The 22,924-nt window shown below is 51.3% G+C and carries 25 protein-coding genes and 3 tRNA genes; 17 read left to right on the top strand and 11 right to left on the bottom strand.

Going from position 1 to position 22,924, the window contains the following annotated elements; translation table 11 throughout:
• Nucleotides 1–89: 89 nt before the first annotated feature.
• The 6 genes from SOM82_RS03160 to SOM82_RS03135 form a co-directional block, all read right to left on the bottom strand.
• Nucleotides 90–251 (bottom strand): DUF1328 domain-containing protein, encoded by a 162-nt coding sequence (locus tag SOM82_RS03160; protein ID WP_002887716.1) that lies wholly within the window; start codon nucleotides 249–251, stop codon nucleotides 90–92.
• 84 nt (nucleotides 252–335) lie between these two features.
• Nucleotides 336–953 (bottom strand): molecular chaperone OsmY, encoded by a 618-nt coding sequence (gene osmY / locus SOM82_RS03155; RefSeq protein WP_320460387.1) that lies wholly within the window; start codon nucleotides 951–953, stop codon nucleotides 336–338.
• A gap of 305 nt (nucleotides 954–1,258) precedes the next feature.
• Nucleotides 1,259–2,848 carry a peptide chain release factor 3 gene (gene prfC, locus SOM82_RS03150; protein ID WP_320460388.1) on the bottom strand — a complete coding sequence of 530 codons (1,590 nt, stop codon included), beginning with the start codon at nucleotides 2,846–2,848 and terminating at the stop codon, nucleotides 1,259–1,261.
• A gap of 91 nt (nucleotides 2,849–2,939) precedes the next feature.
• Nucleotides 2,940–3,617, bottom strand: a complete 678-nt coding sequence (yjjG, locus tag SOM82_RS03145) for a pyrimidine 5'-nucleotidase (protein ID WP_154127115.1) — start codon at nucleotides 3,615–3,617, stop codon at nucleotides 2,940–2,942.
• 17 nt (nucleotides 3,618–3,634) lie between these two features.
• Nucleotides 3,635–4,078, bottom strand: a complete 444-nt coding sequence (gene rimI / locus SOM82_RS03140; protein WP_320460389.1) for a ribosomal protein S18-alanine N-acetyltransferase — start codon at nucleotides 4,076–4,078, stop codon at nucleotides 3,635–3,637.
• Nucleotides 4,047–4,460: a DNA polymerase III subunit psi gene (locus tag SOM82_RS03135; protein WP_320460390.1), complete on the bottom strand. Its 414-nt coding sequence runs from the start codon at nucleotides 4,458–4,460 to the stop codon at nucleotides 4,047–4,049. Before SOM82_RS03135 ends, rimI begins: the two co-directional genes overlap by 32 nt.
• A 102-nt stretch (nucleotides 4,461–4,562) precedes the next feature.
• Between SOM82_RS03135 and rsmC the strand changes: the two genes are divergently transcribed.
• The 4 genes from rsmC (at nucleotide 4,563) to SOM82_RS03115 (ending at nucleotide 6,067) form a co-directional block, all read left to right on the top strand.
• Nucleotides 4,563–5,591 carry a 16S rRNA (guanine(1207)-N(2))-methyltransferase RsmC gene (rsmC, locus tag SOM82_RS03130; RefSeq protein ID WP_320460391.1) on the top strand — a complete coding sequence of 343 codons (1,029 nt, stop codon included), beginning with the start codon at nucleotides 4,563–4,565 and terminating at the stop codon, nucleotides 5,589–5,591.
• A gap of 155 nt (nucleotides 5,592–5,746) precedes the next feature.
• A tRNA-Leu gene (locus SOM82_RS03125) sits at nucleotides 5,747–5,833 on the top strand.
• A gap of 28 nt (nucleotides 5,834–5,861) precedes the next feature.
• Nucleotides 5,862–5,948, top strand: a tRNA-Leu gene (locus SOM82_RS03120).
• A 32-nt stretch (nucleotides 5,949–5,980) separates the two neighbouring features.
• A tRNA-Leu gene (locus tag SOM82_RS03115) sits at nucleotides 5,981–6,067 on the top strand.
• Nucleotides 6,068–6,107: 40 nt separating this feature from the next.
• On the opposite strand, the gene SOM82_RS03110 is transcribed toward SOM82_RS03115, so the two are convergent.
• The gene (locus tag SOM82_RS03110) at nucleotides 6,108–6,377 is read right to left on the bottom strand and encodes a DUF1435 domain-containing protein (protein ID WP_320460392.1); all 270 of its coding nucleotides are present in this window, start codon (nucleotides 6,375–6,377) and stop codon (nucleotides 6,108–6,110) included.
• Nucleotides 6,378–6,592: 215 nt separating this feature from the next.
• Here SOM82_RS03110 and SOM82_RS03105 point away from each other — a divergent pair, with 215 nt between their 5' ends.
• Both SOM82_RS03105 and fhuF read left to right on the top strand, forming a co-directional pair.
• On the top strand, nucleotides 6,593–7,657 hold the full coding sequence (locus SOM82_RS03105; RefSeq protein WP_320460393.1) for a GGDEF domain-containing protein: 1,065 nt from the start codon (nucleotides 6,593–6,595) through the stop codon (nucleotides 7,655–7,657).
• 98 nt (nucleotides 7,658–7,755) lie between these two features.
• Nucleotides 7,756–8,541, top strand: a complete 786-nt coding sequence (gene fhuF / locus SOM82_RS03100) for a siderophore-iron reductase FhuF (protein WP_320460394.1) — start codon at nucleotides 7,756–7,758, stop codon at nucleotides 8,539–8,541.
• A gap of 77 nt (nucleotides 8,542–8,618) precedes the next feature.
• Here fhuF and SOM82_RS03095 read toward each other — a convergent pair whose 3' ends face one another.
• Nucleotides 8,619–9,962 carry a PTS sugar transporter subunit IIC gene (locus SOM82_RS03095; RefSeq protein WP_154127108.1) on the bottom strand — a complete coding sequence of 448 codons (1,344 nt, stop codon included), beginning with the start codon at nucleotides 9,960–9,962 and terminating at the stop codon, nucleotides 8,619–8,621.
• A 328-nt stretch (nucleotides 9,963–10,290) separates the two neighbouring features.
• Here SOM82_RS03095 and SOM82_RS03090 point away from each other — a divergent pair, with 328 nt between their 5' ends.
• Nucleotides 10,291–10,749, top strand: a complete 459-nt coding sequence (locus tag SOM82_RS03090) for a YbaK/EbsC family protein (RefSeq protein ID WP_154127107.1) — start codon at nucleotides 10,291–10,293, stop codon at nucleotides 10,747–10,749.
• A gap of 34 nt (nucleotides 10,750–10,783) precedes the next feature.
• Here SOM82_RS03090 and bglJ read toward each other — a convergent pair whose 3' ends face one another.
• Both bglJ and SOM82_RS03080 read right to left on the bottom strand, forming a co-directional pair.
• A complete protein-coding gene (bglJ, locus tag SOM82_RS03085) occupies nucleotides 10,784–11,470 on the bottom strand; it encodes a DNA-binding transcriptional activator BglJ (protein ID WP_320460395.1) in 687 nt (228 codons plus the stop codon).
• Entirely contained in the window at nucleotides 11,431–12,156 is a 726-nt protein-coding gene (locus SOM82_RS03080) for a helix-turn-helix transcriptional regulator (protein ID WP_154127105.1), read from the bottom strand. The genes bglJ and SOM82_RS03080 overlap by 40 nt, the downstream gene beginning before the upstream one ends.
• A gap of 387 nt (nucleotides 12,157–12,543) precedes the next feature.
• Between SOM82_RS03080 and SOM82_RS03075 the strand changes: the two genes are divergently transcribed.
• The 9 genes from SOM82_RS03075 (at nucleotide 12,544) to opgB (ending at nucleotide 20,036) form a co-directional block, all read left to right on the top strand.
• Nucleotides 12,544–13,320: a threonine/serine exporter family protein gene (locus tag SOM82_RS03075; RefSeq protein ID WP_320460396.1), complete on the top strand. Its 777-nt coding sequence runs from the start codon at nucleotides 12,544–12,546 to the stop codon at nucleotides 13,318–13,320.
• The gene (locus tag SOM82_RS03070) at nucleotides 13,311–13,784 is read left to right on the top strand and encodes a threonine/serine exporter (RefSeq protein WP_154127103.1); all 474 of its coding nucleotides are present in this window, start codon (nucleotides 13,311–13,313) and stop codon (nucleotides 13,782–13,784) included. The genes SOM82_RS03075 and SOM82_RS03070 overlap by 10 nt, the downstream gene beginning before the upstream one ends.
• Nucleotides 13,785–13,850: 66 nt before the next feature.
• Nucleotides 13,851–14,492, top strand: a complete 642-nt coding sequence (locus tag SOM82_RS03065; protein ID WP_320460397.1) for a TetR/AcrR family transcriptional regulator — start codon at nucleotides 13,851–13,853, stop codon at nucleotides 14,490–14,492.
• A gap of 41 nt (nucleotides 14,493–14,533) precedes the next feature.
• Complete coding sequence (locus SOM82_RS03060; protein WP_320460398.1) at nucleotides 14,534–14,986, top strand: MarR family winged helix-turn-helix transcriptional regulator; 453 nt, start codon at nucleotides 14,534–14,536, stop codon at nucleotides 14,984–14,986.
• Between the two features lie 84 nt (nucleotides 14,987–15,070).
• Complete coding sequence (locus SOM82_RS03055; protein ID WP_320460399.1) at nucleotides 15,071–15,499, top strand: organic hydroperoxide resistance protein; 429 nt, start codon at nucleotides 15,071–15,073, stop codon at nucleotides 15,497–15,499.
• A gap of 127 nt (nucleotides 15,500–15,626) precedes the next feature.
• Nucleotides 15,627–16,166 (top strand): primosomal protein DnaT, encoded by a 540-nt coding sequence (gene dnaT, locus SOM82_RS03050; protein WP_320460400.1) that lies wholly within the window; start codon nucleotides 15,627–15,629, stop codon nucleotides 16,164–16,166.
• 1 nt (nucleotide 16,167) lies between these two features.
• Nucleotides 16,168–16,905: a replicative helicase loader DnaC gene (gene dnaC / locus SOM82_RS03045; RefSeq protein WP_154127099.1), complete on the top strand. Its 738-nt coding sequence runs from the start codon at nucleotides 16,168–16,170 to the stop codon at nucleotides 16,903–16,905.
• Nucleotides 16,906–16,987: 82 nt separating this feature from the next.
• Nucleotides 16,988–17,473, top strand: a complete 486-nt coding sequence (locus SOM82_RS03040; protein WP_154127098.1) for a YjjA family protein — start codon at nucleotides 16,988–16,990, stop codon at nucleotides 17,471–17,473.
• 271 nt (nucleotides 17,474–17,744) lie between these two features.
• Entirely contained in the window at nucleotides 17,745–20,036 is a 2,292-nt protein-coding gene (gene opgB, locus SOM82_RS03035; RefSeq protein ID WP_154127097.1) for a phosphatidylglycerol--membrane-oligosaccharide glycerophosphotransferase, read from the top strand.
• A gap of 52 nt (nucleotides 20,037–20,088) precedes the next feature.
• Here opgB and tsr read toward each other — a convergent pair whose 3' ends face one another.
• Nucleotides 20,089–21,759: a methyl-accepting chemotaxis protein gene (gene tsr / locus SOM82_RS03030; protein ID WP_154127096.1), complete on the bottom strand. Its 1,671-nt coding sequence runs from the start codon at nucleotides 21,757–21,759 to the stop codon at nucleotides 20,089–20,091.
• A gap of 239 nt (nucleotides 21,760–21,998) precedes the next feature.
• Between tsr and SOM82_RS03025 the strand changes: the two genes are divergently transcribed.
• Nucleotides 21,999–22,901, top strand: a complete 903-nt coding sequence (locus tag SOM82_RS03025; protein WP_320460401.1) for a helix-turn-helix transcriptional regulator — start codon at nucleotides 21,999–22,001, stop codon at nucleotides 22,899–22,901.
• The last annotated feature ends 23 nt before the right edge of the window (nucleotides 22,902–22,924 follow it).

Genomic DNA, 22,924 nt, shown 5'->3' with positions numbered 1-22,924 from the left:
ACTCAAACAAGAAAAAGCCAGTCGCAAGGACTGGCTTTGATGTATTGGTCGGTTGTCGTGATGCATTCCGACGGTCCCATTACGCTTAGCTAGGGACGACGGCGTCCGGTAAACAGGCTGACCAGGAACAGGATAATACCGACGACGAAGACAATTTTCGCCGCACCGGCTGCTGTACCTGCCAAACCACCAAAGCCCAGAGCGGCGGCAATTAACGCGATAACCAGAAATATGATGCCCCAACGAAACATAAAACTCTCCTTTACCATAGTTAATATCAGCCGCTATACGTGAGCGCTCAGGACGCTCACAAGCGTTGTGTCCAAAAGTCGTTCTTATTTCGCTTTCAGATCGTTTTTGACGCTTTTCACGCCATCTACGGCTTTAGCGATAGTTTCAGCGCGTTCAATCTGCGCCTGAGAATCAACCGTACCGGAGAGCTGTACCACTCCATCGGTGGTTTCCACCTTCACTTTACGAGACGGCACGATGTCATCAGCTAATAGTTTAGCTTTGATTTCGCTGGTAGTTGCCGTGTCTCCTGCATAACCTTTTACAGACTGGTCTTTACCGTCACGAACATGCAGTTTGTCGCTGACTGAGGTCACACCCTCAACGCCTTTAGCAACGGTAACCGCTTGTTCAGCCTGGGCCTGGCTTTCTACAAAGCCGCTCAGGGTGACCACTTTATTGTCAGTTTTAACGGAAATGTCGGTGCTCTTGATGTTTTCATGATCCACCAGAGCGGCTTTCACTTTTGCTGTGATAGAGCTGTCATCCATGAAATTACCGACTTTATTCATAGAGCTATCGATTTTCTGCCCTGCACTGTCAGCCGTGGACTGAGCCTTATCCGTGGTGGTGCTTTCTGCGAGTGCAGATCCACTTACCAGGAGACCGCCCAAAGTGACCGCCAGCAGAGTTTTAGAAATCTTCAGTCTTGTCATATTCATCGATGTATTCCTGTAGGTTTGCTCATAATTTGAGCGTCAAACATCCCTTCATACTAGTTATTAATCTTGCGAATAAACACGCGGTCGGGATGAGAGGCTTATCAACACGCATTGAACAGAGCTTTCATCCGCGCCCGGTGTTAAACACTGAGTTAAATATAGATCACATTTTCAAGTGCGCTTTCCGAAACGGGCAAAAAACGAGCAACAACGATGAAAAGACGTTGAATTAAGAACATTCCGCAAGGGATTAATAAGGCAGGACTTTAAGAAGAGCACGGCAGACGCCGTGCTCTGAGAAGTGATTAGTGTTCGCGAGTTTTGCGGAACTGAACATCAGGATAACGTTCCTGAGTCAGGTTCAGGTTGACCATGGTTGGGGCAATATAAGTGAGGTTATCGCCACCATCCAGAGCCAGCTGGATTTCGTTCTTACGCTTAAATTCTTCGAATTTCTTCACGTCAGAACATTCAACCCAGCGCGCCGTTGCCACGTTCACCGATTCGTAAATCGCTTCAACGTTATATTCGCTCTTAAGACGCGCAACGACCACGTCAAACTGCAGCACACCCACCGCACCCACGATCAGATCGTTGTTGGCGATTGGGCGGAAGACCTGCACGGCCCCCTCTTCGGAGAGCTGAACCAGACCTTTGAGCAGCTGTTTTTGCTTCAACGGATCTTTCAGGCGGATACGACGGAACAGCTCAGGGGCGAAGTTCGGGATGCCGGTGAACTTCATCATTTCGCCCTGGGTGAAGGTGTCGCCGATCTGAATGGTGCCGTGGTTATGCAGACCGATGATGTCACCTGGATAGGCTTCTTCAACGTGCGAACGGTCGCCCGCCATAAAGGTCAACGCATCAGAAATCACCACGTCTTTACCGATACGCACCTGGCGCAGCTTCATGCCTTTCTCGTATTTACCGGATACCACGCGTAAAAACGCAACGCGGTCGCGGTGTTTCGGGTCCATGTTGGCCTGAATTTTAAAGACAAAACCGGTGAATTTCTCTTCTGCGGCTTCGACCAGGCGGGTGTCGGTTTTACGCGGCATAGGCTGCGGCGCCCACTCCACCAGACCATCCAGCATGTGGTCCACACCAAAGTTGCCCAGAGCAGTACCGAAGAACACCGGCGTGATTTCTCCGGCCAGGAACAGCTCTTTGTCGAACTCATGAGAGGCGCCTTTCACCAGCTCCAGCTCATCACGCAGCTGTGTTGCCAGCTCTTCGCCAACGGCGGTGTCCAGGTCCGGGTTATCCAGCCCTTTCACGATACGCACTTCCTGGATGGTGTGACCTTTACCGGTCTGGTACAGATACACTTCATCTTTATAGAGGTGGTAAACGCCTTTGAACAGTTTGCCGCAGCCGATCGGCCAGGTGATGGGCGCACAGGCAATTTTCAGCTCGCGCTCCACTTCATCCATCACTTCCATCGGATCGCGGATGTCACGGTCGAGTTTGTTCATGAAGGTCAGGATCGGCGTATCGCGCAGACGGGTGACTTCCATCAGCTTACGGGTTCGATCTTCTACACCTTTTGCGGCATCAATGACCATCAGACAGCAGTCAACCGCCGTCAGCGTACGGTAGGTATCTTCGGAGAAGTCTTCGTGCCCTGGGGTATCGAGCAGGTTGACCAGGCAGTCGTGATAAGGAAACTGCATAACAGAAGTGGTAATCGAGATACCACGCTGCTTTTCCATCTCCATCCAGTCAGATTTTGCATGCTGGCTGGAGCCACGGCCTTTGACCGTACCGGCGGTCTGGATAGCCTGTCCGAACAGTAGCACCTTTTCGGTGATGGTCGTTTTACCGGCATCCGGGTGAGAAATAATGGCAAAAGTACGGCGCTTGGCCACCTCTTGCAGATAAGGAGACAACGTCATAATCAAATCTTCTTATATAAGCGCGACACAGGGCCACGCATCATGGAATACGAAATTGCGGCTATTTTACCCATCAACAGGGGGCAGGCAATCATTGTTTACACAGGAGTTGCTCCAGTTCGTTCAATGACGTTACGGTCCAGGTCGGGGTGATACCTTCAGGCAACGCGCGGTTGTGCGCGTTCAGCCAGCAGGTGGCAAGCCCGGCGTTCATGCCGCCGAGAATATCCGACTCAGCGGTATCCCCCACCATTAATACGCGTTCACGAGCGGGACGACCGGCTTTTTCCAGCGCATAATCAAAAATACGCGGATCCGGCTTTGGTACACCAACCTGCTCGGAAATCACTAATGCATCAAAATGATCGCGCAGACCCGTACGCTCAAGACGGATCTGCTGCAATGCGGTAAAACCGTTGGTGATGATCCCCAACTTCACTTTACCTTTTAATGAATCGAGCAGGGAAATCGCCCCAGGCAGCGGCGCGCAAATCTCGGCCATCGCATTGAGAAATGCTTCATTCAAGGCGCCAGGCGAAACATCCAGACGCTCCGACCAGCCCTGAAAACGCTGATGTTGTAGCTGTAACGCGCTGATGGCACCGTTCTGGTAATCCACCCAAAGCGGCTTATTCACCGCCTGATAGTCCTGGAAATCTTCCGCGGTAAACGTGACGCTGTAGTCTAAAAACATCCGCTGTAGGCCGCCAAACGAATCGAACGTAAACAGCGTTTCGTCGGCGTCAAAGAAAATCCAGTCCCATTTCATCGTTACAACCTTTTTCGTTATCCAATCGGCAAAGCCATGATTATGGCGTCTTCGCGTCCCTCTGCGGCAGGGTAGTAGTTCCGGCGAATTGTCGCCTCGTTGAAACCTAAGCTCTCGTAAAGCGCGATAGCAGCCGCGTTGGACGCACGCACCTCAAGCCACAAAGTGAAGACATCCCGTGCTTCCAGCTCACGAATCAAAAACTCAAGCAGCTCTCTGCCCAAACCCCGGCGCTGAAAAGCGGGGTCAACGGCAATATTGAAGAGCGTCGCCTCATCCAGAACAACCTGCGTGATGGCAAATGCCGCCATCTCGCCATCCACATCCAGACGGTAGTTGAGATAGCGTTCGCCCTGGTTACTGGCAAAGGTCTTTTCGCTCCATGGAAAAGCATGGGCGCGTGTTTCAATCGCGAACGCAGATGCAAGATCAGACGTCGTGAGGGAAGAAATCATGTTCATTTTCGCAGATTTGTCGCCATAGCGCGCTTCGCGCCGCGGGGTTTGCTTTCAGTTCTTCCAGCGCCGGCGAGGAGAGTTGTCCGCCGTTAAGCGCCACCTCTTCTGCTGTGCCGAGCCGCCAGCTATTGCAATGACTCTCAGGGGGCAACATCGCCACACGATCGGGCGTCAGCTGCAGCACCTGGTCTGGGGTCACTTTCAGCGCTCGTAACACGTCGCCTATCAGCGTTTCATTTAACGCGGGCGGCTCTTCCGCCACCATTACCAGACGAACGTGCGCAGGAATTGAGATGGCGATTTCGCCCTGCAACGCCGTCGGGCGACGCAAAGCCCACTGGGTAATACCCAGTTGCTGCAACTGCCACTCTCGTCGGGATGTCATAGCGAAAACTCCTGTCTGTCAGGCGCGCAAATATAGCAAATTCGTCGTATATCCGCCAACAAACTACTATAATCCCCGCCTGAGTTTATTGAGGAACAATTCATGTCTGCATTTACCCCGGCAAGTGAAGTCTTGCTGCGCCACAGTGATGATTTCGAACAAAGCCGTATTCTTTTTGCCGGAGATATGCAGGATGACCTTCCTGCCCGTTTCGAATGCGCGGATAGTCGTGCGCATACCCAGCAGTTCCACCACTGGCAGGCTCTTGACCGTCAGATGGGCGAACGCGTGCGCTTTAGCCTGGTGGCAGAGCAAGCCGATGTCGCCGATTGCGATACGCTGATCTACTACTGGCCGAAGAACAAACCCGAAGCGCAGTTCCAGCTGATGAATCTGCTTTCGATGCTGCCGCTTGGCTGCGACATTTTCGTTGTCGGTGAAAACCGCAGTGGCGTGCGCAGTGCAGAGCAGATGCTGGAAGATTACGTCACGCTGAACAAAATCGACAGCGCGCGTCGCTGCGGTTTTTATCATGGCCGTCTGGAAAAACAGCCTGAATTCAATGCCGAAAAATACTGGGGCGAGTATCAGCACGAAGCGTTGACCATTAAAACGCTCCCGGGCGTCTTTAGCCGCGATGGTCTGGATGTCGGTAGCCAGCTGCTGCTCTCCACCCTTACCCCGCATACGAAAGGCAAAGTGCTGGATATCGGTTGCGGAGCGGGCGTGTTGTCTGCCGTGCTCGCCAGCCACTCACCGAAAGTGCGCCTCACCCTTTGCGATGTGAGCGCTCCGGCGGTGGAAGCCAGCCGCGCTACGCTTGCAGCGAACGAAATCGAAGGCGAGGTCTTTGCCAGTAACGTCTTCTCTGAAGTGACCGGGCGTTTCGATATGATTATCTCCAACCCGCCGTTCCATGACGGAGTAGAAACCAGTCTCGAAGCAACGCAAACGCTGATTCGTGGCGCGGTACGCCACCTCAACAGCGGCGGAGAGCTGCGTATCGTTGCCAATGCCTTCTTGCCTTATCCTAAACTTCTGGATGAAATTTTCGGCTTCCATGAAGTGCTGGCTCAGACCGGACGTTTTAAAGTGTACCGCACGGTAATGACCCGTCAGGCGAAGAAGTAATTCGTTTCGGCCCGGCGGCATATTGTCGTCCGGGCTATGTAAATGCCCATTTTTGCAGCAATTAAAACACCCTGGGCAATTATCTATTGACGAAAAGCTGAAAACATCTAGAATGCGCCTCCGTGGTTGCGATACTTTTTAAGTATTGATGGTATGCGACGGTGGCGGAATTGGTAGACGCGCTAGCTTCAGGTGTTAGTGTCTTTACGGACGTGGGGGTTCAAGTCCCCCCCCTCGCACCACAAACCATGTTGATATTGTTCTCACCGGGCGACGGTGGCGGAATTGGTAGACGCGCTAGCTTCAGGTGTTAGTGTCTTTACGGACGTGGGGGTTCAAGTCCCCCCCCTCGCACCAACGAGGCGATATCAAAAGAATAAGATAACAGTGCGAAGGTGGCGGAATTGGTAGACGCGCTAGCTTCAGGTGTTAGTGTTCTTACGGACGTGGGGGTTCAAGTCCCCCTCTTCGCACCACTTATCTTATCTCCTTCCTGATTTTTCTCTGTTTTCCCTTTTATTTCAAACTCATCATTATTACCAGCATCCCACTGATCAGCGCTACGCATGATGGCAGCAGAACGAAGTGCCGCAACTGTTTGTGCCAAATCATCGCTGATGTCGCCAACAAGCCAGACACAATCATCGTTTTCCAGACATCTAATGAGAGATCGGCAAATGTCAGCCCGGCAACGATCATCCCCGGCAGTAACACTCCCCATCCACTTCCCAGTGCCCTACTCAACATGATTTTCTCTCTCAATTCGATAATGATAACCAATATCATATGGTAGATTTTCTCATTTGTCAGTATGGGCGTACACATTCTCGCAACCTTTACCTTTCCCGTAATGACAGGAAATGTGTAAGGTGATAAATTGCACACCTGTTAACTACCTATAACAATTTCCTGATATTTTAGTACCAGATAATTTCTCAGTTTTTCATTCACATTGGCAGCCATTATTTTGATTTAATTCAGTTTTAATAAAAAACACCGACATGACAGCACAATCCTGGCGTTCATTACGTCACAAGAAATATCAGTTATCTTTACGTTTATTTTTATTCCTGAACGCCATATCTGCGCTTTTTACTGCGTTGAACCCGCTTTACAGCGTGCGTGCGCTGACTTTACCTGTAGCGATAATTCTTACGCTCAGTTTGTCGTTGCTCACATGGCACTGGAGAAATAAAACCAGGAAGATCAATATTCCGCTGATTTCGTTCATCTTTGGTGGAATATGGGCATGGCATATCGCGTATAAATTCACGTTCGTGACTGACGATCGGATCACTTTCCTGCTGCTCGCATTTTTAAGCGTACTTTTTATTGGTTCGCTGGCTTTCGCCAGTAATATCAAGGCGTTCACGATGCACTCGCTACCGACATTTGTCGTCTGTCTGTGGTTTAGCGATCACGATCAGTGGCTACGTATTGTGTACTCCCTCGCCCTGCCTATGGCCGGGATTGCGATTCATCATGTGATTCAAAAGCGAAACGATCGCTTTGCTCAACAACTGCTGTACCGGCTGCTTGAGGAGCGAGAGACGCTGAACGATTTGAGCATGATGGACCCACTGACAGGCCTGTATAACCGCCGTGGACTACAAAATCGGCTCGAGAACCTTCCGGCCCTGGAGCAGGGTGAACATTTCGTTCTGTTGCTGGATATCGATCATTTCAAAGCTTATAACGATCATTACGGTCATATGATGGGCGACCAGGCGCTGATTCGGGTTTCCGCCGCTATTCGCGATGCGGTGCGTTCACGGGATATTGTTGCGCGCTTTGGCGGCGAGGAGTTTATGGTGCTGCTCACCAGCGTGACGCTCGATCAGGCACGCCAGACAGCAGAACGTATTCGTCAGAAGGTTTGCGACCTGAAGATCCCGCATATGTTTAACGTGAGCGTAGCCACCAATGTGACCGTCAGCATGGGTATTGCCATCTTTGAGCCGGAGGATATCGACAGCGCACTTGAGAAAGCCGATAAAGCGTTATACGAAGCCAAACATATGGGGCGCAACAATATCCTGCTAAGCCCTGAACTCCAGGCCGGTTAAGCCACAGCTCCCGCTTTAACGACAAAAGGCTTGCGATCGAATTTATCTATAGCTAGGATTGGCAATCATTATCATTTAGATTTGTATCCTATTCCACTATGGCTACTCGTTCCGTACACGTTGTTGACCCCATTCTCTGGCGAGCCCGTCTCTCCGGGAGCACAACGCTTGCGGATTCCGTACGAGAGACGATCGCCGAAACACGCGCTTATCTGCTGGATTTCATCAAGCTGGATGAACCGCATCCGCATCAGGCGATGACGCTGGCAGAGTGGAGTCGACCGGCCGAGATGCAATCTTTGCTGGCGGTTTATTCCGATCATATTTACCGTAATCAGCCTTCTCTCGCTCGGGAAAACAAGCCGTTACTCTCCCTTTGGGCGCAGTGGTATATCGGGCTGATGGTCCCGCCGCTGATGATTGCACTGTTAACACAGGACGCAGCGCTGGATCTTTCACCAGAACATTTTCACGTTGAATTCCATGAGACCGGCCGCGCGGCGTGTTTCTGGATTGACGTGCATGAAGATCGAAATGCGACGGTGCTGTCAGCTCAGGATCGCATGGAAACGCTGGTGAAGCAGGCGCTCATTCCGGTGGTGAATGCGCTGGAAGAGACCGGCGAGATTAATGGAAAGCTCATCTGGAGTAATACCGGATATCTCATTCACTGGTATCTGACCGAAATGAAACCGGTGCTGGGCGATGAGACCGTGGACGCACTGCGCCAGTCCTGCTTCTTTGCTAAACAACTGTCTGATGGTCAGGATAACCCGCTGTTCCGCACCGTGGTTCCGCGAGATGGACTGCTCGTGCGCCGTACCTGCTGCCAACGCTATCGCCTGCCGGATGTTCAGCAGTGTGGTGACTGTACGCTGAAATAATAACCTGTAGCCTGCTGGCTACGCACTCCCGCAGTGATATTAAAAACGGCAACTCAACGTTGCCGTTTTGCTGTTACCTAGGCAACCTGCTGACTTTCGTCTTCTGCACGCTGCGCTTCTTCAGCTTCCTGCTCAAGCAGTTGCTTCTCATACACTTTGAAGAACGGGAAGTAGATGATTGCGGAGACCAGCGCCAGCAGAATCACCAGAACGGCAGCCCGGAAGTCCCATCCCAGCGCCCACGCAGCCCCCACCGGTGCTGGTGCGGTCCAGGGCACGACTGAAATCACACGACCAATCAGATCCAGCTTCATGGCTCCCCATGCAAGTACCGCGTTAACCATTGGTGCCAGCAGGAAAGGAATGAAGAACACTGGATTCATCACAATCGGCGTACCGAAAATAACGGGTTCGTTGATGTTGAAAAAGCTGGGAACGACGCTTAAACGGCCAATGGAACGTAAGTGCGCAGAGCGGCTGCGCAGATAACAGATCACCAGCCCCATCGTTGCGCCAGAGCCACCGATAACGATAAAGAAAGTCCAGAAGGCTTCCATAAAGATATGTGGCAACGGTGCGCCCTGCGCCAGCGCAGTCTGGTTCATCCCCAGATTGGTCAACCAGAACATTTGCAGCATACCAGACACAATCGCTGCGCCGTGGATACCGGCAAACCACAGCAGATGCCCAATGAGCACCGCCAGCAGGATCGCAGGCAGAGAGTCAGCAGCAGAGACTAACGGTTTAAAGATCGACATGATGGCCTGAGGGATCAGCATGTCAAACTGAGACTGAATCAACAGGCTCAGCGGATACAGCGTGAGCACCACGACTAACACCGGAATGAGCAGATCAAACGAGTTTTTGATCATCGGTGGAACCTGGTCCGGCAAACGAATGCCAATATTGTGCGCTTTCAGGAAACGCATTAGTTCGACACAGTACACCGCCACCAGAATCGCGGTAAAGATCCCCGTTCCGCCCAGGCTATCAACCGGCATTGCGCCTTTTGTTTTCGGAGCAGCCACCAGTAAAAACGCCATCAGTGACAGCATCGCGCACATGAACGGGTCAAGCTGATGCGACTTAACGTAATGCTTGCCGAGGTTATAGGCGATTGCTGCACAAATGTAGATCGACATGATACCCATGGTCATATCGAACGGGGTCAGGATCTGACCTTCAAACTGTTTTGCCATATCCAGCCACGCGCGCGCAAATCCCCATGTGGTGTCTGGTGAAAAAGGTGGGTAAGCAAACACTAACAAGAAAGAACCGACAATCATAAACGGCATCGCGGAGATAAACCCATCGCGAATCGCCATCACATGACGCTGGGAGGAGATCCGCCCGGCAATCGGACTGACATAGTTTTCGACAAAACGGAATATCAGATTAAACGCAGCATGGTTGGCAGACATTATGGCTCTCCTGTCAGATGTTAAATTCGAGCGCATACGCGCCACACGGTGTTCCAAACATCAGATTCACAACCTTGCTGGTTCGTGTACCAGCAGCACAGCTCGGACGGATTGATTTCATAATCGACTCTTATTATTGGATACAGAGGAAGTAACCTTGTCAGTATTAATCTCTCGTTCACGCACTGCAACCGGTTACTGTAACCGGTTTCCGTGAATGTGAAGGTGATCCAGAAATCGGCTGAACAGGATATTTGTTACTTAAGAGATATTTACAGAGCATAATTTCTTATGACAGATTACGCAGGATATTTGTCAGGAGATAACAATGAGTTTGCACTCTGTACGGCAATTTTTTGCTGACAATGCCCCGGATATTGATGTTATTGAGCTTAGCCAAAGCACTGCTACCGTTGCACTGGCTGCTGCCGCCCATCACGTCGAGCCGGGTCAGATAGCGAAAACTTTGTCACTGAAAATCAAAAATCAGGTGATATTAGTGGTTGCCAAAGGCGATGCGCGCCTGGATAACAAAAAGCTAAAAGATGCCTTTGGCGCGAAGGCACGAATGCTTTGCAGTGATGAGGTGGTGACACTGACGGGCCATCCTGTCGGCGGAGTCTGTCCCTTTGGCCTGGAAAATCCGCTACCTGTTTATTGCGATATATCGCTTAAGCAATATGAGGAAGTGCTCCCTGCGGCCGGTTCAATCCATAGCGCTGTACGTATCGCACCGGAGAGGATGGCAGAACTCACATCAGCTAAATGGATTGATGTCTGCAGCTAATTGTCGCGTCAGATCGCTCTGGCGCTTCAACCATTCAGGAGAAAAGCGGCGGGACAGGTGCGGTAAACAGGGGCTCCCGGGAGGGGAAATGCCCTAAAATATCTGCTGCATCAAGCAGACCCACGTCAGAACTCACCCCCAGTTTAACCATCGCGTTATATTTATGTGCCCGGATAGTTTTGATATTACGGTCCAGCCGGGCCGCAATTTCGGGTATCGACAGGCCAGACGACATATACCGCAGAATGGCGCGTTCCGTTGGACTTAACATCCTGCTCTGGCTGCGGTTACAGTGATTGAATGTGCTGTCATTGACCCGGGTCGTTTCCCCTAATAACAGAGCCAGTTGCTGGCGCAGTTCGGGCAAGGAAACCGACTTACTGATGACACCATGGAGACGAGACGGAGAAAACTGACCAATCAATCTTGCTTCGTTTTCATTTGCAGCCAGAATAATTCGCTGAATCCGGGCATGGGTCAACGCTAATTCACGCAGGTACACCAGACAGTTCCGCCGTTCTTCTCGCCCATCAGAAAGTGAATAGATCACCGAGAAAAAAGGGATATTCGAAAGAGCTGTCTCAAAGGTGTCGAAATCATTAAAAAGATGTAACTGATACTGGCCGAGAGGGTCAGCAGCAAAAAGATGTCCTAGCCCTACCGCACTCAGAATGCATTGGTCTATGACAGCAATATGTCTTCCTGAGATATTTTTATCCATTCTTCTGAATCTCCATAGGCTGAAATTAAGTTCAGTTCTCTTATTCCCTGAGTACTATTAATCCACGCGTACATTTCAGCATTACCATGCAGAGATAAGCGCCGCATCGCGCTATTCTTTTGCGCACTGACTGTTTTATTGCTTTTCTTAAGTAACATAGCGATTTGATTGATGCCCCACCCCTTGCCTAACAAACGCAGAACTTTGCGCTCAGAAAGGGTCAGCACCACACGCGGCTCATACGCTTCATCCACCTTTAGTGGCTCAGGAGTTAGCAAGCACTGACTTATGCGTTCAGCATACTGACTGCTCCCCGCACTGACGGCTTTAAGAACCCCCTCAATAGGTTCGATATCGGACAGCAGCGTGCTTTCCGGGGACATGAGCAACTCCACCGCCAGTGGATAGAGAGGGCGCGGAACTAAAAATATCCAGTGGATATGGCGATGCTGTCTCAATAATAAATAATATTGTTCGAGCGTGACACGGGGATTAACATAATCGCCAGAGATATCGATAATGGCAACGACGGCCCGGCCTAACGGCAACGATGTCATTTCATCCTTCGAATCGCAATAAGCCACTTCATATTCAGGAAAATTATGAGCCATCACACCGGCCAGCCCGGCCTTCATCACCGGACTTTTACTGAAAACAATTCCGAACTTTCCCTTCGCTAGTGACATAGGTACTCCGAATCCTTTCTTCATTTAATTCATGACATTTAAAGCGTCACCCTGATATGAGGTTCACCTCGAAAATAAATTATGGGTATAAGTTCCATTTATAACTTACCAAATAATGCCGGGGCGCTAAAACCGAGGGTAATATAATACAAAACCCGCGTAATGTAATAGCCTTGCGATAAAATATAAACAAGAGATTATTAGTTAGTAAATGTATATTTGAAAATTAAATATTCATAAAATAAATAAAAATAGACTCTATCCCCTCAACGACTTTTCCCCGCTGATTGCACAAATGTTGATCTGGCCCAGCGCACCAGGGGCTGTGCTTCGTGATAAAAGTAAACATTCAGACCATCTGGCAGTTCTCATTTTTCAGGGCAACAAATGCAGGCAGATCAGTCGTCACAACGCGCCGTTACACGTCTGTGTATCCAGTGCGGCCTTTTCTTATTGCAACACGGTGCCGAAAGCGCGCTGGTTGAGGAGCTCTCTACACGCCTTGGCCTGGCGCTGGGTATGGACAGCGTCGAAAGCTCTATCTCATCAAACGCAATCGTGCTGACCACCATTAAAGATGGGCAATGTCTTACATCAACCCGTAAAAACCAGGATCGCGGGATAAACATGCATGTGGTGACGGAAGTGCAGCATATCGTCATCATGGCCGAACATAAGCTTCTGGACCTGAGCACTGTTGAAAAACGCTTTAACCAGATAAAACCCCTGCGCTATCCGCGCGTTTTAGTGGTGGTGATGGTCGGGCTTTCCTGCGCCTGTTTCTGCAAGCTGAATAAAGGTGGATGGGATGGTGCGGTGGTGACCTTCTTCGCCAGCGCTGTCGCCATGTATGTACGCCAGCTTCTGACTCAACGACATATGCATCCCCAAATTAACTTCTGTATCGCCGCGTTTGTGGCCACGACGGTATCCGGTCTGCTGCTGCGCCTGCCGGTTTTTGCTAACACACCGACCATTGCGATGGCGGCCAGCGTGCTACTTCTTGTGCCAGGTTTTCCGCTGATCAACTCAGTGGCAGACATGTTCAAAGGGCATATCAACACTGGCCTGGCGCGTTGGGCTATCGCCAGTTTACTCACCCTCGCGACCTGCATCGGGGTGGTGATGGCCATGACACTTTGGGGGCTACGCGGATGGGCGTAATCGAGTTTCTGTTCGCGCTGGCGCAAGATATGGCTCTTGCCGCCATTCCCGCTGTCGGTTTTGCCATGGTGTTCAATGTACCGCAGCGCGCCTTACCCTGGTGCGCGCTACTGGGGGCCATCGGACATGGATCGCGCATGGTGATGATGACGGCTGGATTCAATATTGAATGGTCAACCTTCATGGCATCTTTGCTGGTTGGCTGCATTGGCATTCAGTGGTCTCGCTGGTATCTGGCACATCCTAAAGTCTTCACCGTCGCGGCAGTGATCCCCATGTTCCCGGGCATTTCAGCCTATACCGCCATGATCTCTGCGGTGAAGATCAGCCACTTCGGCTACAGCGAGCCGCAAATGATTCTCCTGCTAAGCAATTTCCTGAAAGCCTCGTCAATCGTCGGCGCACTTTCGATTGGTCTGTCGATACCGGGTTTATGGCTGTATCGTAAACGCCCACGCGTCTGAAATTTGTGTTCTCTCGCTGCCATGGTGATAATCCCTGCATTCTGTTTGGCGATGTAAGGAGTGGAAGTGGCTAACCCCGGCAGCGAATTCCCCGACCACCATGATGATTCCAGCCTGAAGGACAAAATTTTTCAGAGCGCGATTGCCCTGTTCGCTGAATATGGTCTGAACGGCGCGCGCATGGAGCAAATTGCGGAAAAAGCAGGCACCACCAAGCGGATGGTGGTTTATCACTATAAAAATAAAGAGAGTCTGTATCTGCAGGCGCTTGAATACGTCTACACCCAGATCCGTGCCAGCGAAAAGCAGCTTAGTCTGGCCGATATCCCGCCCGTTGAGGCGCTGGTACATCTGGTTGAAACAACCTTTGACTATCACGCCGATCACCCTGATTACATCCGCATTATCTGTATGGAAAACATGCAGCGCGGTCGTTTTATGCAGCAATCCAGCTATTTACGCCAGGTTAACCGCAGCGCCCTGGAGTTGCTAGAAGCAATCTTACAGCGCGGTAAAGCAAAACAGCTGTTTAATCAGACCGTTGACGCACGCGACTTACACCGTCTTATCAGTAGTTTTAGTTTTCACTATGTCGCCAATAGCTATACCTTCACGCTGCTGTTTGAAGAGGGTGCCGATGAGCAGGCCCAGCGCCAGCACTACCGCAAGATGGCGGTTCAGGTCGCCCTGCGCTATACCTGTCCATAAAATCGCTTGCAATTAAATCGTGCACTATCTATATTCAACGCATGAACGCGAAAACGAACGACACCCACTCTGCGCTGATGCTGGATAACCAGCTCTGCTTTGCGCTTTACTCCGCAAATCTGGCGCTGAATAAGCTGTACCGGCAACTGCTGGCACCGCTTGACCTGACTTACCCACAATATCTTGTCATGCTGATATTGTGGGAGCAGGATGACATCACAGTGTCGGAGATTGGCGAACGTCTGTTTCTGGACTCAGCCACCTTAACCCCGCTGCTGAAACGACTGGAAAATGCCGGTTTGATTGTCCGCCAGCGTTCGCGCCAGGATGAACGTCAGGTAGCGGTGACATTAAGCCCTGAAGGCCGTGCTTTGCAGCAGCAGGCTCTGAATATCCCTCAGGCAGTGGGCTGTGCAGCGCAATGCGATGCCGATACCCTGCTCGCCCTCAAGCAACAGCTTGAGCAGCTGCGCCAGCAACTCCATCGCGCCTGAGGCTATAGTCAACATGTTTAGATTTACCCACATATATCGCACGCTATTTAATAGCACACATAAATGTAAGATGAGGAACCTGCCATGTCTTTAGAAAAAGTTATTTATACCGCCAAAGCCAAAGCCACCGGAGGCCGTGACGGCCGTGCGACCTCTTCTGATGGCGTACTGGATGTTAAACTGGGCGTGCCAAAAGAGATGGGCGGTATGGGCGGTGAAGCCACTAACCCTGAACAGCTGTTCGCTGCTGGCTACTCTGCCTGCTTCCTGGGCGCGATGAAATTCGTCTCTGCCCGTGACAAAATTGCCCTGCCAAAAGAAGCATTCATCGAAGGTGAAGTGGGTATCGGACCACTGCCAACCGGTTTTGGTATCGAAGCAAAACTGAATATTCACGTCCCAGGCATGGACGAAGCAGAAGCCAAAAAACTGGTTGATGCCGCGCATATCGTCTGCCCGTACTCTAATGCCACCCGCGGCAATATTGATGTGACGCTGAACATCATCGCCTGATGATTTCCCGATACCCTCTCGTGAAGCGGGAGGGTATTCGCCCACGCACGATCCCCTGCCTGCCCCCTCCTCTCTGTGCTAACATAAGCCCCTATCACGCCCGCCGTTATTCAGTAGAGAAAGTGTTATGTCCTCCAGAATCCTGACCACCAGCGTCGCCGGAATTGATGCCTTTATGCGCGATCCCCGTGGCGTATTGTCCAATGCCGAAGGCGGCACGATCGCCGTATTTGCGGATAACGCCCCGGCGTTTTACGCCATTACGCCGGAACGTCTGGCGCAGCTTCTGGATATTGAAGCGCGCTTATCGCGCCCGGCCAGCGATGTCACTCTGGATACGCAATTCTATGAAGAACCGGCCAGCGCCCCCGCAGCCATACCTATGGGGAAATTTGCCATGTATGCTGGATGGCAACCGGATGCCGATTTCCAGCGCCAGGCGGCGCTGTGGGGCATTGCCCTGATGCAACCTGTCACGCAGGAAGAGCTGGCGGCGTTTGTTGCTTACTGGCAGGCAGAAGGCAAAGTGTTCCACCACGTACAGTGGCAACAAAAACTGGCGCGCAGCGTGCAAATAAATCGTGCCAGCAACGGCGGCCAACCTAAGCGGGATATTAATACCCTTTCCGAGCCCGATAATCAGATCCCACCAGGATTCAGAGGATGATATGAAAAACGTCGGCGACCTGATGAAACGTTTGCAAAAAATGATGCCAGCCAATGTTAAGCCTGCCTTTACATCGGGCGAAGAGCTGCTGGCCTGGCAAAAAGAGCAGGGAAAAATGCGCTCTGAAGCGCTGACCCGAGAAAATCGCGCCATGAAAATGCAGCGCACTTTTAACCGTTCAGGCATTCGCCCGCTGCATCAGAATTGTTCTTTCGATAACTACCGCGTTGAGAATGACGGCCAAATGATGGCGCTGGAAAAAGCGCGCCAGTATGTTGAAGAATTCGACGGCAGTATCGCCAGTTTTATTTTCAGCGGTAAACCCGGCACCGGCAAAAATCATCTGGCGGCAGCAATTTGTAATGAGCTGCTGCTGCGCGGAAAATCGGTACTGATCATCACGGTCGCCGATATTATGTCCGCCATGAAAGACACCTTCAGCAATCGCGAGACCACCGAAGAACAGCTGCTTAACGATCTGAGCAACGTCGATCTGTTGGTCATCGATGAGATCGGGGTGCAAACTGAATCGCGCTACGAAAAGGTCATTATCAACCAGATAGTAGACCGCCGCTCCTCTTCAAAACGCCCAACCGGGATGCTCACCAACCACAAAGCCGAAGAGATGACAAAGCTGCTGGGTGAACGCGTGATGGACAGAATGCGGCTGGGCAACAGCTTATGGGTGAATTTCACCTGGGACAGCTATCGCGACCGCGTAACAGGAAAAGAGTATTAGGATATTTCCAGGAAAGGCGCGCGTTTCGGGGGTATATACTGATGCCACATTCAGCCCATACAGGCCTCTTCGAGTCAATTTTATGAAAAAACATATTCTACTGAGCACAGCATTAAGCGTCGTTCTGCTGACCGGCGCAGCACAGGCCGCCTCATGGCAAGACTCTTTATCCAGCGCCGCCAGTGAACTCACCAAAGGGAGCAGCAGTTCCCAGAGCGGTGGACTGTCTGCTTCGTCGCTCACCAGCCTGCTGGGCAACAGTAATAAAAGTCTGAGCGCAGGAACCATGAATAACGCCGCGGGGATTCTGGATTATTGCGCGAAGCAAAAGCTGGCATCGGTCACGGATACGCAAAACATCAAAAATCAGGTTCTGGGAAAACTGGGGCTGGATACGCAAGAGCAGAAGCAAGATACCAACTATATGGACGGTATCCAGGGTCTGCTGAACGCGCAAAATGGACAGCAACTGAATCTGAGCACCATTGGCGATTCCGCTCTCGCGAAACAGGTGAAAACCAAAGCCTGCGATCTGGTGTTAAAACAAGGCGTTAATTTCCTCTCCTGACCACTCACATTTTCTGCCACAACATGCCGCGTTTGTTGGGATATTCTGGCAACGCGGCGTCAGAGTCGGATTTGCCCTACCTGCCAGTGTCTCCATCCCCTCATATCGGGATGCGACGGCGTTCAAAAAATCCACTTTCTAAACCAAATCCTAACAACAGCACAATTTAGTAACACTAGAATTGCAGCTATGTGACTTCGCCATTAAATTGTATTACCCAAAAAATAATCAGTTAGCCAGCTAAGTGACTGGCACTATTGAGGATAAGCTGTTGTCAGAGTTTATATCCCTTGCGCTGTTCCTTGCTTCCGCGGGCATTTATGCCTGGAAAGCGGGACGTAACACCTGGTGGTTTATCGCTACCTTACTGGTGTTGGGCCTTTTTATTGTTTTAAACATTACCCTGTACGCCAGTGATTATTTTACCGGTGACGGTATCAACGATGCCGTGCTTTATACCCTCACTAACAGCCTGACCGGTGCAGGTGTTAGTAAGTACATACTTCCTGGGATCGGGCTGGTTCTGGCGCTGGTAGCGGTGTTTGGCACTCTCGGCTGGGTATTACGCCGCCGCCGTCATCTTCCGCATCATATGGGGTACAGCGTGCTGGCACTGGTGCTGGCGCTCGCCTCTGTCGATGCCAGCCCTGCTTTCCATCAGATTACCGAGCTGGTGAAGTCCCAGTCGCGCGATGGCGATCCGGATTTCGTGGCGTATTACAAAGAACCGGCCAAAAAAATCGCTAATCCGAAACTCAACCTGGTGTATATCTACGGCGAAAGCCTTGAGCGCACCTATTTTGATAACGATGCCTTCCCGGATCTGACGCCTGAACTCGGCGCGCTGAAGGGCGAAGGGCTGGATTTTAGCCATACTGCGCAACTGCCAGGCACTGATTACACCATTGCCGGCATGGTCGCCTCTCAGTGCGGTATTCCGCTGTTCGCGCCGTTCGAGGGTAACGCCTCCGCCTCGATGTCGAGCTTCTTCCCGCAGAATATTTGTCTGGGCGACATCCTGAAAAACTCCGGCTATGAAAACTACTTTATGCAGGGCGCCAATCTGCGTTTTGCCGGTAAAGACGTGTTCCTGAAATCTCACGGCTTTGATCATCTGTACGGCGCCGAAGAGTTAAAAACCAGCGTGGCGGATCCCTCCTATCGCAACGACTGGGGTTTTTATGATGACACCGTGCTGGATGAAACCTGGAAGAAATTTGAAGAGCTGTCCAAATCCGGCAAACGTTTTTCGCTGTTTGCCCTGACCGTCGATACCCATCATCCCGACGGTTTTATCTCGCGTACCTGCCAGCGCAAAAGCTATGAGATCAACGGCAAAAAGAATCAGTCTTTCAGCGCGGTGACCTGCAGCCAGGAACATATCGCCGCGTTTATCAATAAAATCAAAGCCTCACCCTATTTTAAAAATACCGTCATCGTCGTCTCTTCCGACCACCTGGCCATGAAAAACACCGCATGGGATGATTTAAATAAACAGGACCGCAGCAACTTATTTTTTGTCATGCGCGGCGACCAGCCCCAGCAGGAAGTGATTGGCACCAAGCGCAACACCATGGATAACGGCGCGACGGTGCTGGATATTATGGGCGGCGATAACTTTATCGGACTGGGGCGCAGCACCCTGTCGGGTCAGTCGTTGTCAGAAGTGTTCCTCAATATGAAGGAAAAGATTCTGGCCTGGAAACCCGATGTGATCCGCCTGTGGAATTTCCCCAAAGAGATGAAAGATTTCACTATCGACCAGCAGAAAGGCATGGTCGCCTTCTCGGGCAGCCATTTCCGTCTGCCGTTGCTGCTGCGTATTTCGGATAACCGCGTCGAACCGCTTCCGGAAAGCGAATACTCTGCTCCGCTGCGTTTCCAGCTGGCAGACTTTGCCCCGCGCGATAACTTCGTCTGGATCGACCGCTGCTACAAAATGGGCCAGCTGTGGTCCCAGCCGCTGTCACTGTCTACGGACTGGTGTGTATCGCAGGGCCAGCTGGGTGGCGAGCAATCCGTTAAGCATGTCGATAAAGATCAGTGGAAAAGCAAAACGGCTTTCAAAGATACCGTGATCGATACCGATCGCTACAAACGTAACGTCGACCTGCTGAAAGTCGTCGATAACGATATTCGTTATAAAGCTGACAGCTTTGTCTTTAACGTGGCGGGCGCGCCCGAAGAGGTGAAGCAGTTTAGCGGGATTTCGCGTCCGGAATCATGGGGACGCTGGTCGAACGCACAGCTTGGCGATGAGGTTAAAATCGAGTTTAACGCGCCACTGCCGGAAAAATTCGATCTGGTGATTACGGCAAAAGCCTTTGGCCCCAATGCTAACAAGCCGATTCCGGTCCGCATTGGCGACCAGGAACAGACCTTAACGCTGGGTAACGATGTGTCTACCACAACGCTGCATTTCGACAATCCATCACGGAGTCGCACTGTTGTGATTGTTCCGCCGGATCCGCAATCGACAAACGAGGGCAATATCCTCGGGCACTCGCCGCGTAAACTGGGAATTGGGATGGTTGAAATGAAAGTTATCCACACCGCCGGTTAACATTCATTTGAGAAGAGAAAGCGCCCTGCCTGAGCAAGGCGCTTTTTTTACATCAGAAGGTTTCCCAGTTGTCACCTGCACCGGAGCTGGCTGCTGCGGCTTTACGTCCCTTCACCGGCAATACCGGTGATTTAAGACCCGCCTGCTCACGCGATTTCACCTGTTCCTGCTGAATGCGGAATACCGCAACGGCCTGCGTCAGACGGCTCGCCTGCTCTTCCAGCGCCGCCGCTGCCGCCGCGGACTCTTCCACCAGCGAGGCGTTCTGCTGAGTCACACGATCCATCTCAGCCACCGCCAGACCCACCTGGTCGATACCGCGGCTCTGCTCGTCAGAGGCAGAAGCGATTTCGCCCATGATATCGGTCACGCGGGTTACCGCATTCACGATTTCACCCATGGTTTCGCCCGCGCTTTCCACCAGAGTAGAACCCAGCTCCACGCGGCCAACAGAGTCTTCAATCAGACTTTTGATTTCGCGTGCCGCCTGGGCGCTGCGCTGCGCCAGATTGCGCACTTCACCGGCCACCACCGCAAATCCACGGCCCTGCTCACCCGCACGCGCCGCTTCTACCGCAGCGTTCAGCGCCAGAATGTTGGTCTGGAAAGCAATGCCGTCGATCACGCTGATAATATCCGCGATTTTCTGCGAACTGCCCGCGATGTCGCGCATGGTTTGCACCACGTTATCCACCACTTTGCCGCCTTTCTGCGCCGTTTCGGACGCGCTCAGCGCCAGATTGCTGGCCTGACGGGCGTTTTCGGCGTTCTGCTTAACGGTCGCGGTCAGCTGTTCCATGCTGGCTGCCGTCTCTTCAAGAGAAGCGGCCTGCTGCTCGGTACGGGAGGAGAGATCGTTGTTGCCAACCGAAATTTCACTCGCGCCGCTGTAAATCGCATTCGCGCCGTTACGCACGTCGCCCACGGTGCTCACCAGCTCACTCTGCATGTGACGCAAAGTATCTGCCAGCTGGCCCATCTCGTTAGTCCCTTCGACATCAATACGCTTCACCAGATCGCCGCTGGCGATATGGCGAATGCTGTCGATCAGACGATTCAGCGGAGAAATCAGAGACTGTTTAATGCCCAGCCACACGCCAACGATCACCACCAGCACCGCGATCAGCACGCTAATCAGGACCCAGATGGCCTGCGTGTACGAGCTGTTGCTGTCATCCACTGCAGTTTGATACAGATGATCGTTCTGCTGCAGATAGTTTACATATTGCTTCTCGAACCCATCCTGATAGCTCTGAGTCGGCTGATCGAAGAAATCATTGATCTTGCCTGCGCCCAGCAGCTGGATCAGCTCGGCTAAAGCCCCGTGGTAGATATCGTAGTTACGCTTAATTTCCAGTGCGGCGGCGTCGCTCTGACGCGGATCGCGCGGCAGTGCTTCGTAGTCAGCCCAGTTTTTTTCCGCCTGCTTCAGAGAAGCAGAAGCAATCTGCATCAGATCGGCTACGGTCGCGCCGCTACCGATATTGCTCTGATCCATCATGTAACGAATACCCGCGCGGTTGAGGGTATTACGGGTTTGCAGCAACGCGACCCAGCTGCCGTTAAGCGTGGATTGCTGCTGGCGAATAGTTTGAAGGACAGTGAAGTTTTCTTTGTCATGCTTTAGGGCATTAAAGAAAAGACCACCGGATGTCAGTTGTAAAAGGCCAAAAATAGCCAAAACCAGCAACAGACTGGTGACAATCTTGATACGATTTAACATGTTTTCTCTTTCCATCAGACAGATAACAGAATTTTCGGCCTGGTTAGGGAAAACTTTACGAAAATCGTGTTGATGATTGTGATGTTTACCGATTATCTGGCAAAAAAAAGATTAATGTTTATCCTAAATCGCGCCGTTATATAGCCATAAGATAAATTTTGCCTCTGTCATACTGACAACTTCTGTCAGTGATATCTGCATAATTCAGAGCTTTTCACAGCAATCATCAGGAATATATTATGGCCACTCCAGCCCGGAGCCGATCGGCTGAACGACTTGTCGATATTCTTATGGAGCTGCATTTAAACGGTGCGGTAAATCGCCACGACCTAATGCAAAAATTCAACATTACTGAACGCACGGTATACCGCGATCTCAATGCGCTTTCGCCTATTGTTCAGCATACCGGCAGCGGTCATTATCGCCTGATCCACTCGGTACAAAGCGCCCACGGACAGGGGCTGCACCACGCGATGGCTAACCTTCTGAATGCGGATAATTATTTCCCGGAACGAGGCAATGCCTTCTGGCAAAATCTGGAGGCCCGCGTTGAAGAAAATCATATTCGGATCCTCAGCAACGATGCTGAACACACTGTACAAAACGATATTCGTCGTCATCTGCTGGCGATTGAGAAATCTATTAAGAAGCGTAATGTTTGCCAGATAATTTATAAAGGTAAAACGCGTCTGATTAATCCATACAAACTCATTAACAAGAAAAACATATGGTATTTACAAGCCACGGAAAATGACAGGCTAAAATCCTTCTCGTTGAGCCAGATAAGCTGGTTTGATATTCAGAAGCAGACCTTCAATCCGGATGCAGATACCACAGAATTACTGGAAAAAAATCTCGACCCGTGGGTCAGCGAAGATACTTTCGAAGTGAAAATATTTATTAACAATAATATTTCCCACTACTTTAAGCGGCGTGATTTATTGCCCGATCAGGAAGTCATCGCAGAAGTTCATGACGGCGTGACGATCCGCTGCCAGGCGGCGCATGAGAATCAGATCCTGCCGCTGATCTTCTACTGGCTGCCCAACATTCAGGTTTTAGAGCCTCAGTGGCTACGGGAAAAACTTTTCGGAACGCTCGAAGGCTATCTGACAACAGCCACCGCAGACGCAGTGGAATAAACATTGTGATCTCAATCACATAA

This window comes from Lelliottia sp. CFBP8978, from assembly GCF_034046055.2.
GTDB lineage: Bacteria > Pseudomonadota > Gammaproteobacteria > Enterobacterales > Enterobacteriaceae > Enterobacter.
Note: the sequence above shows the minus strand (reverse complement) of the source record. Positions and strands in the feature narration are given on the sequence as shown.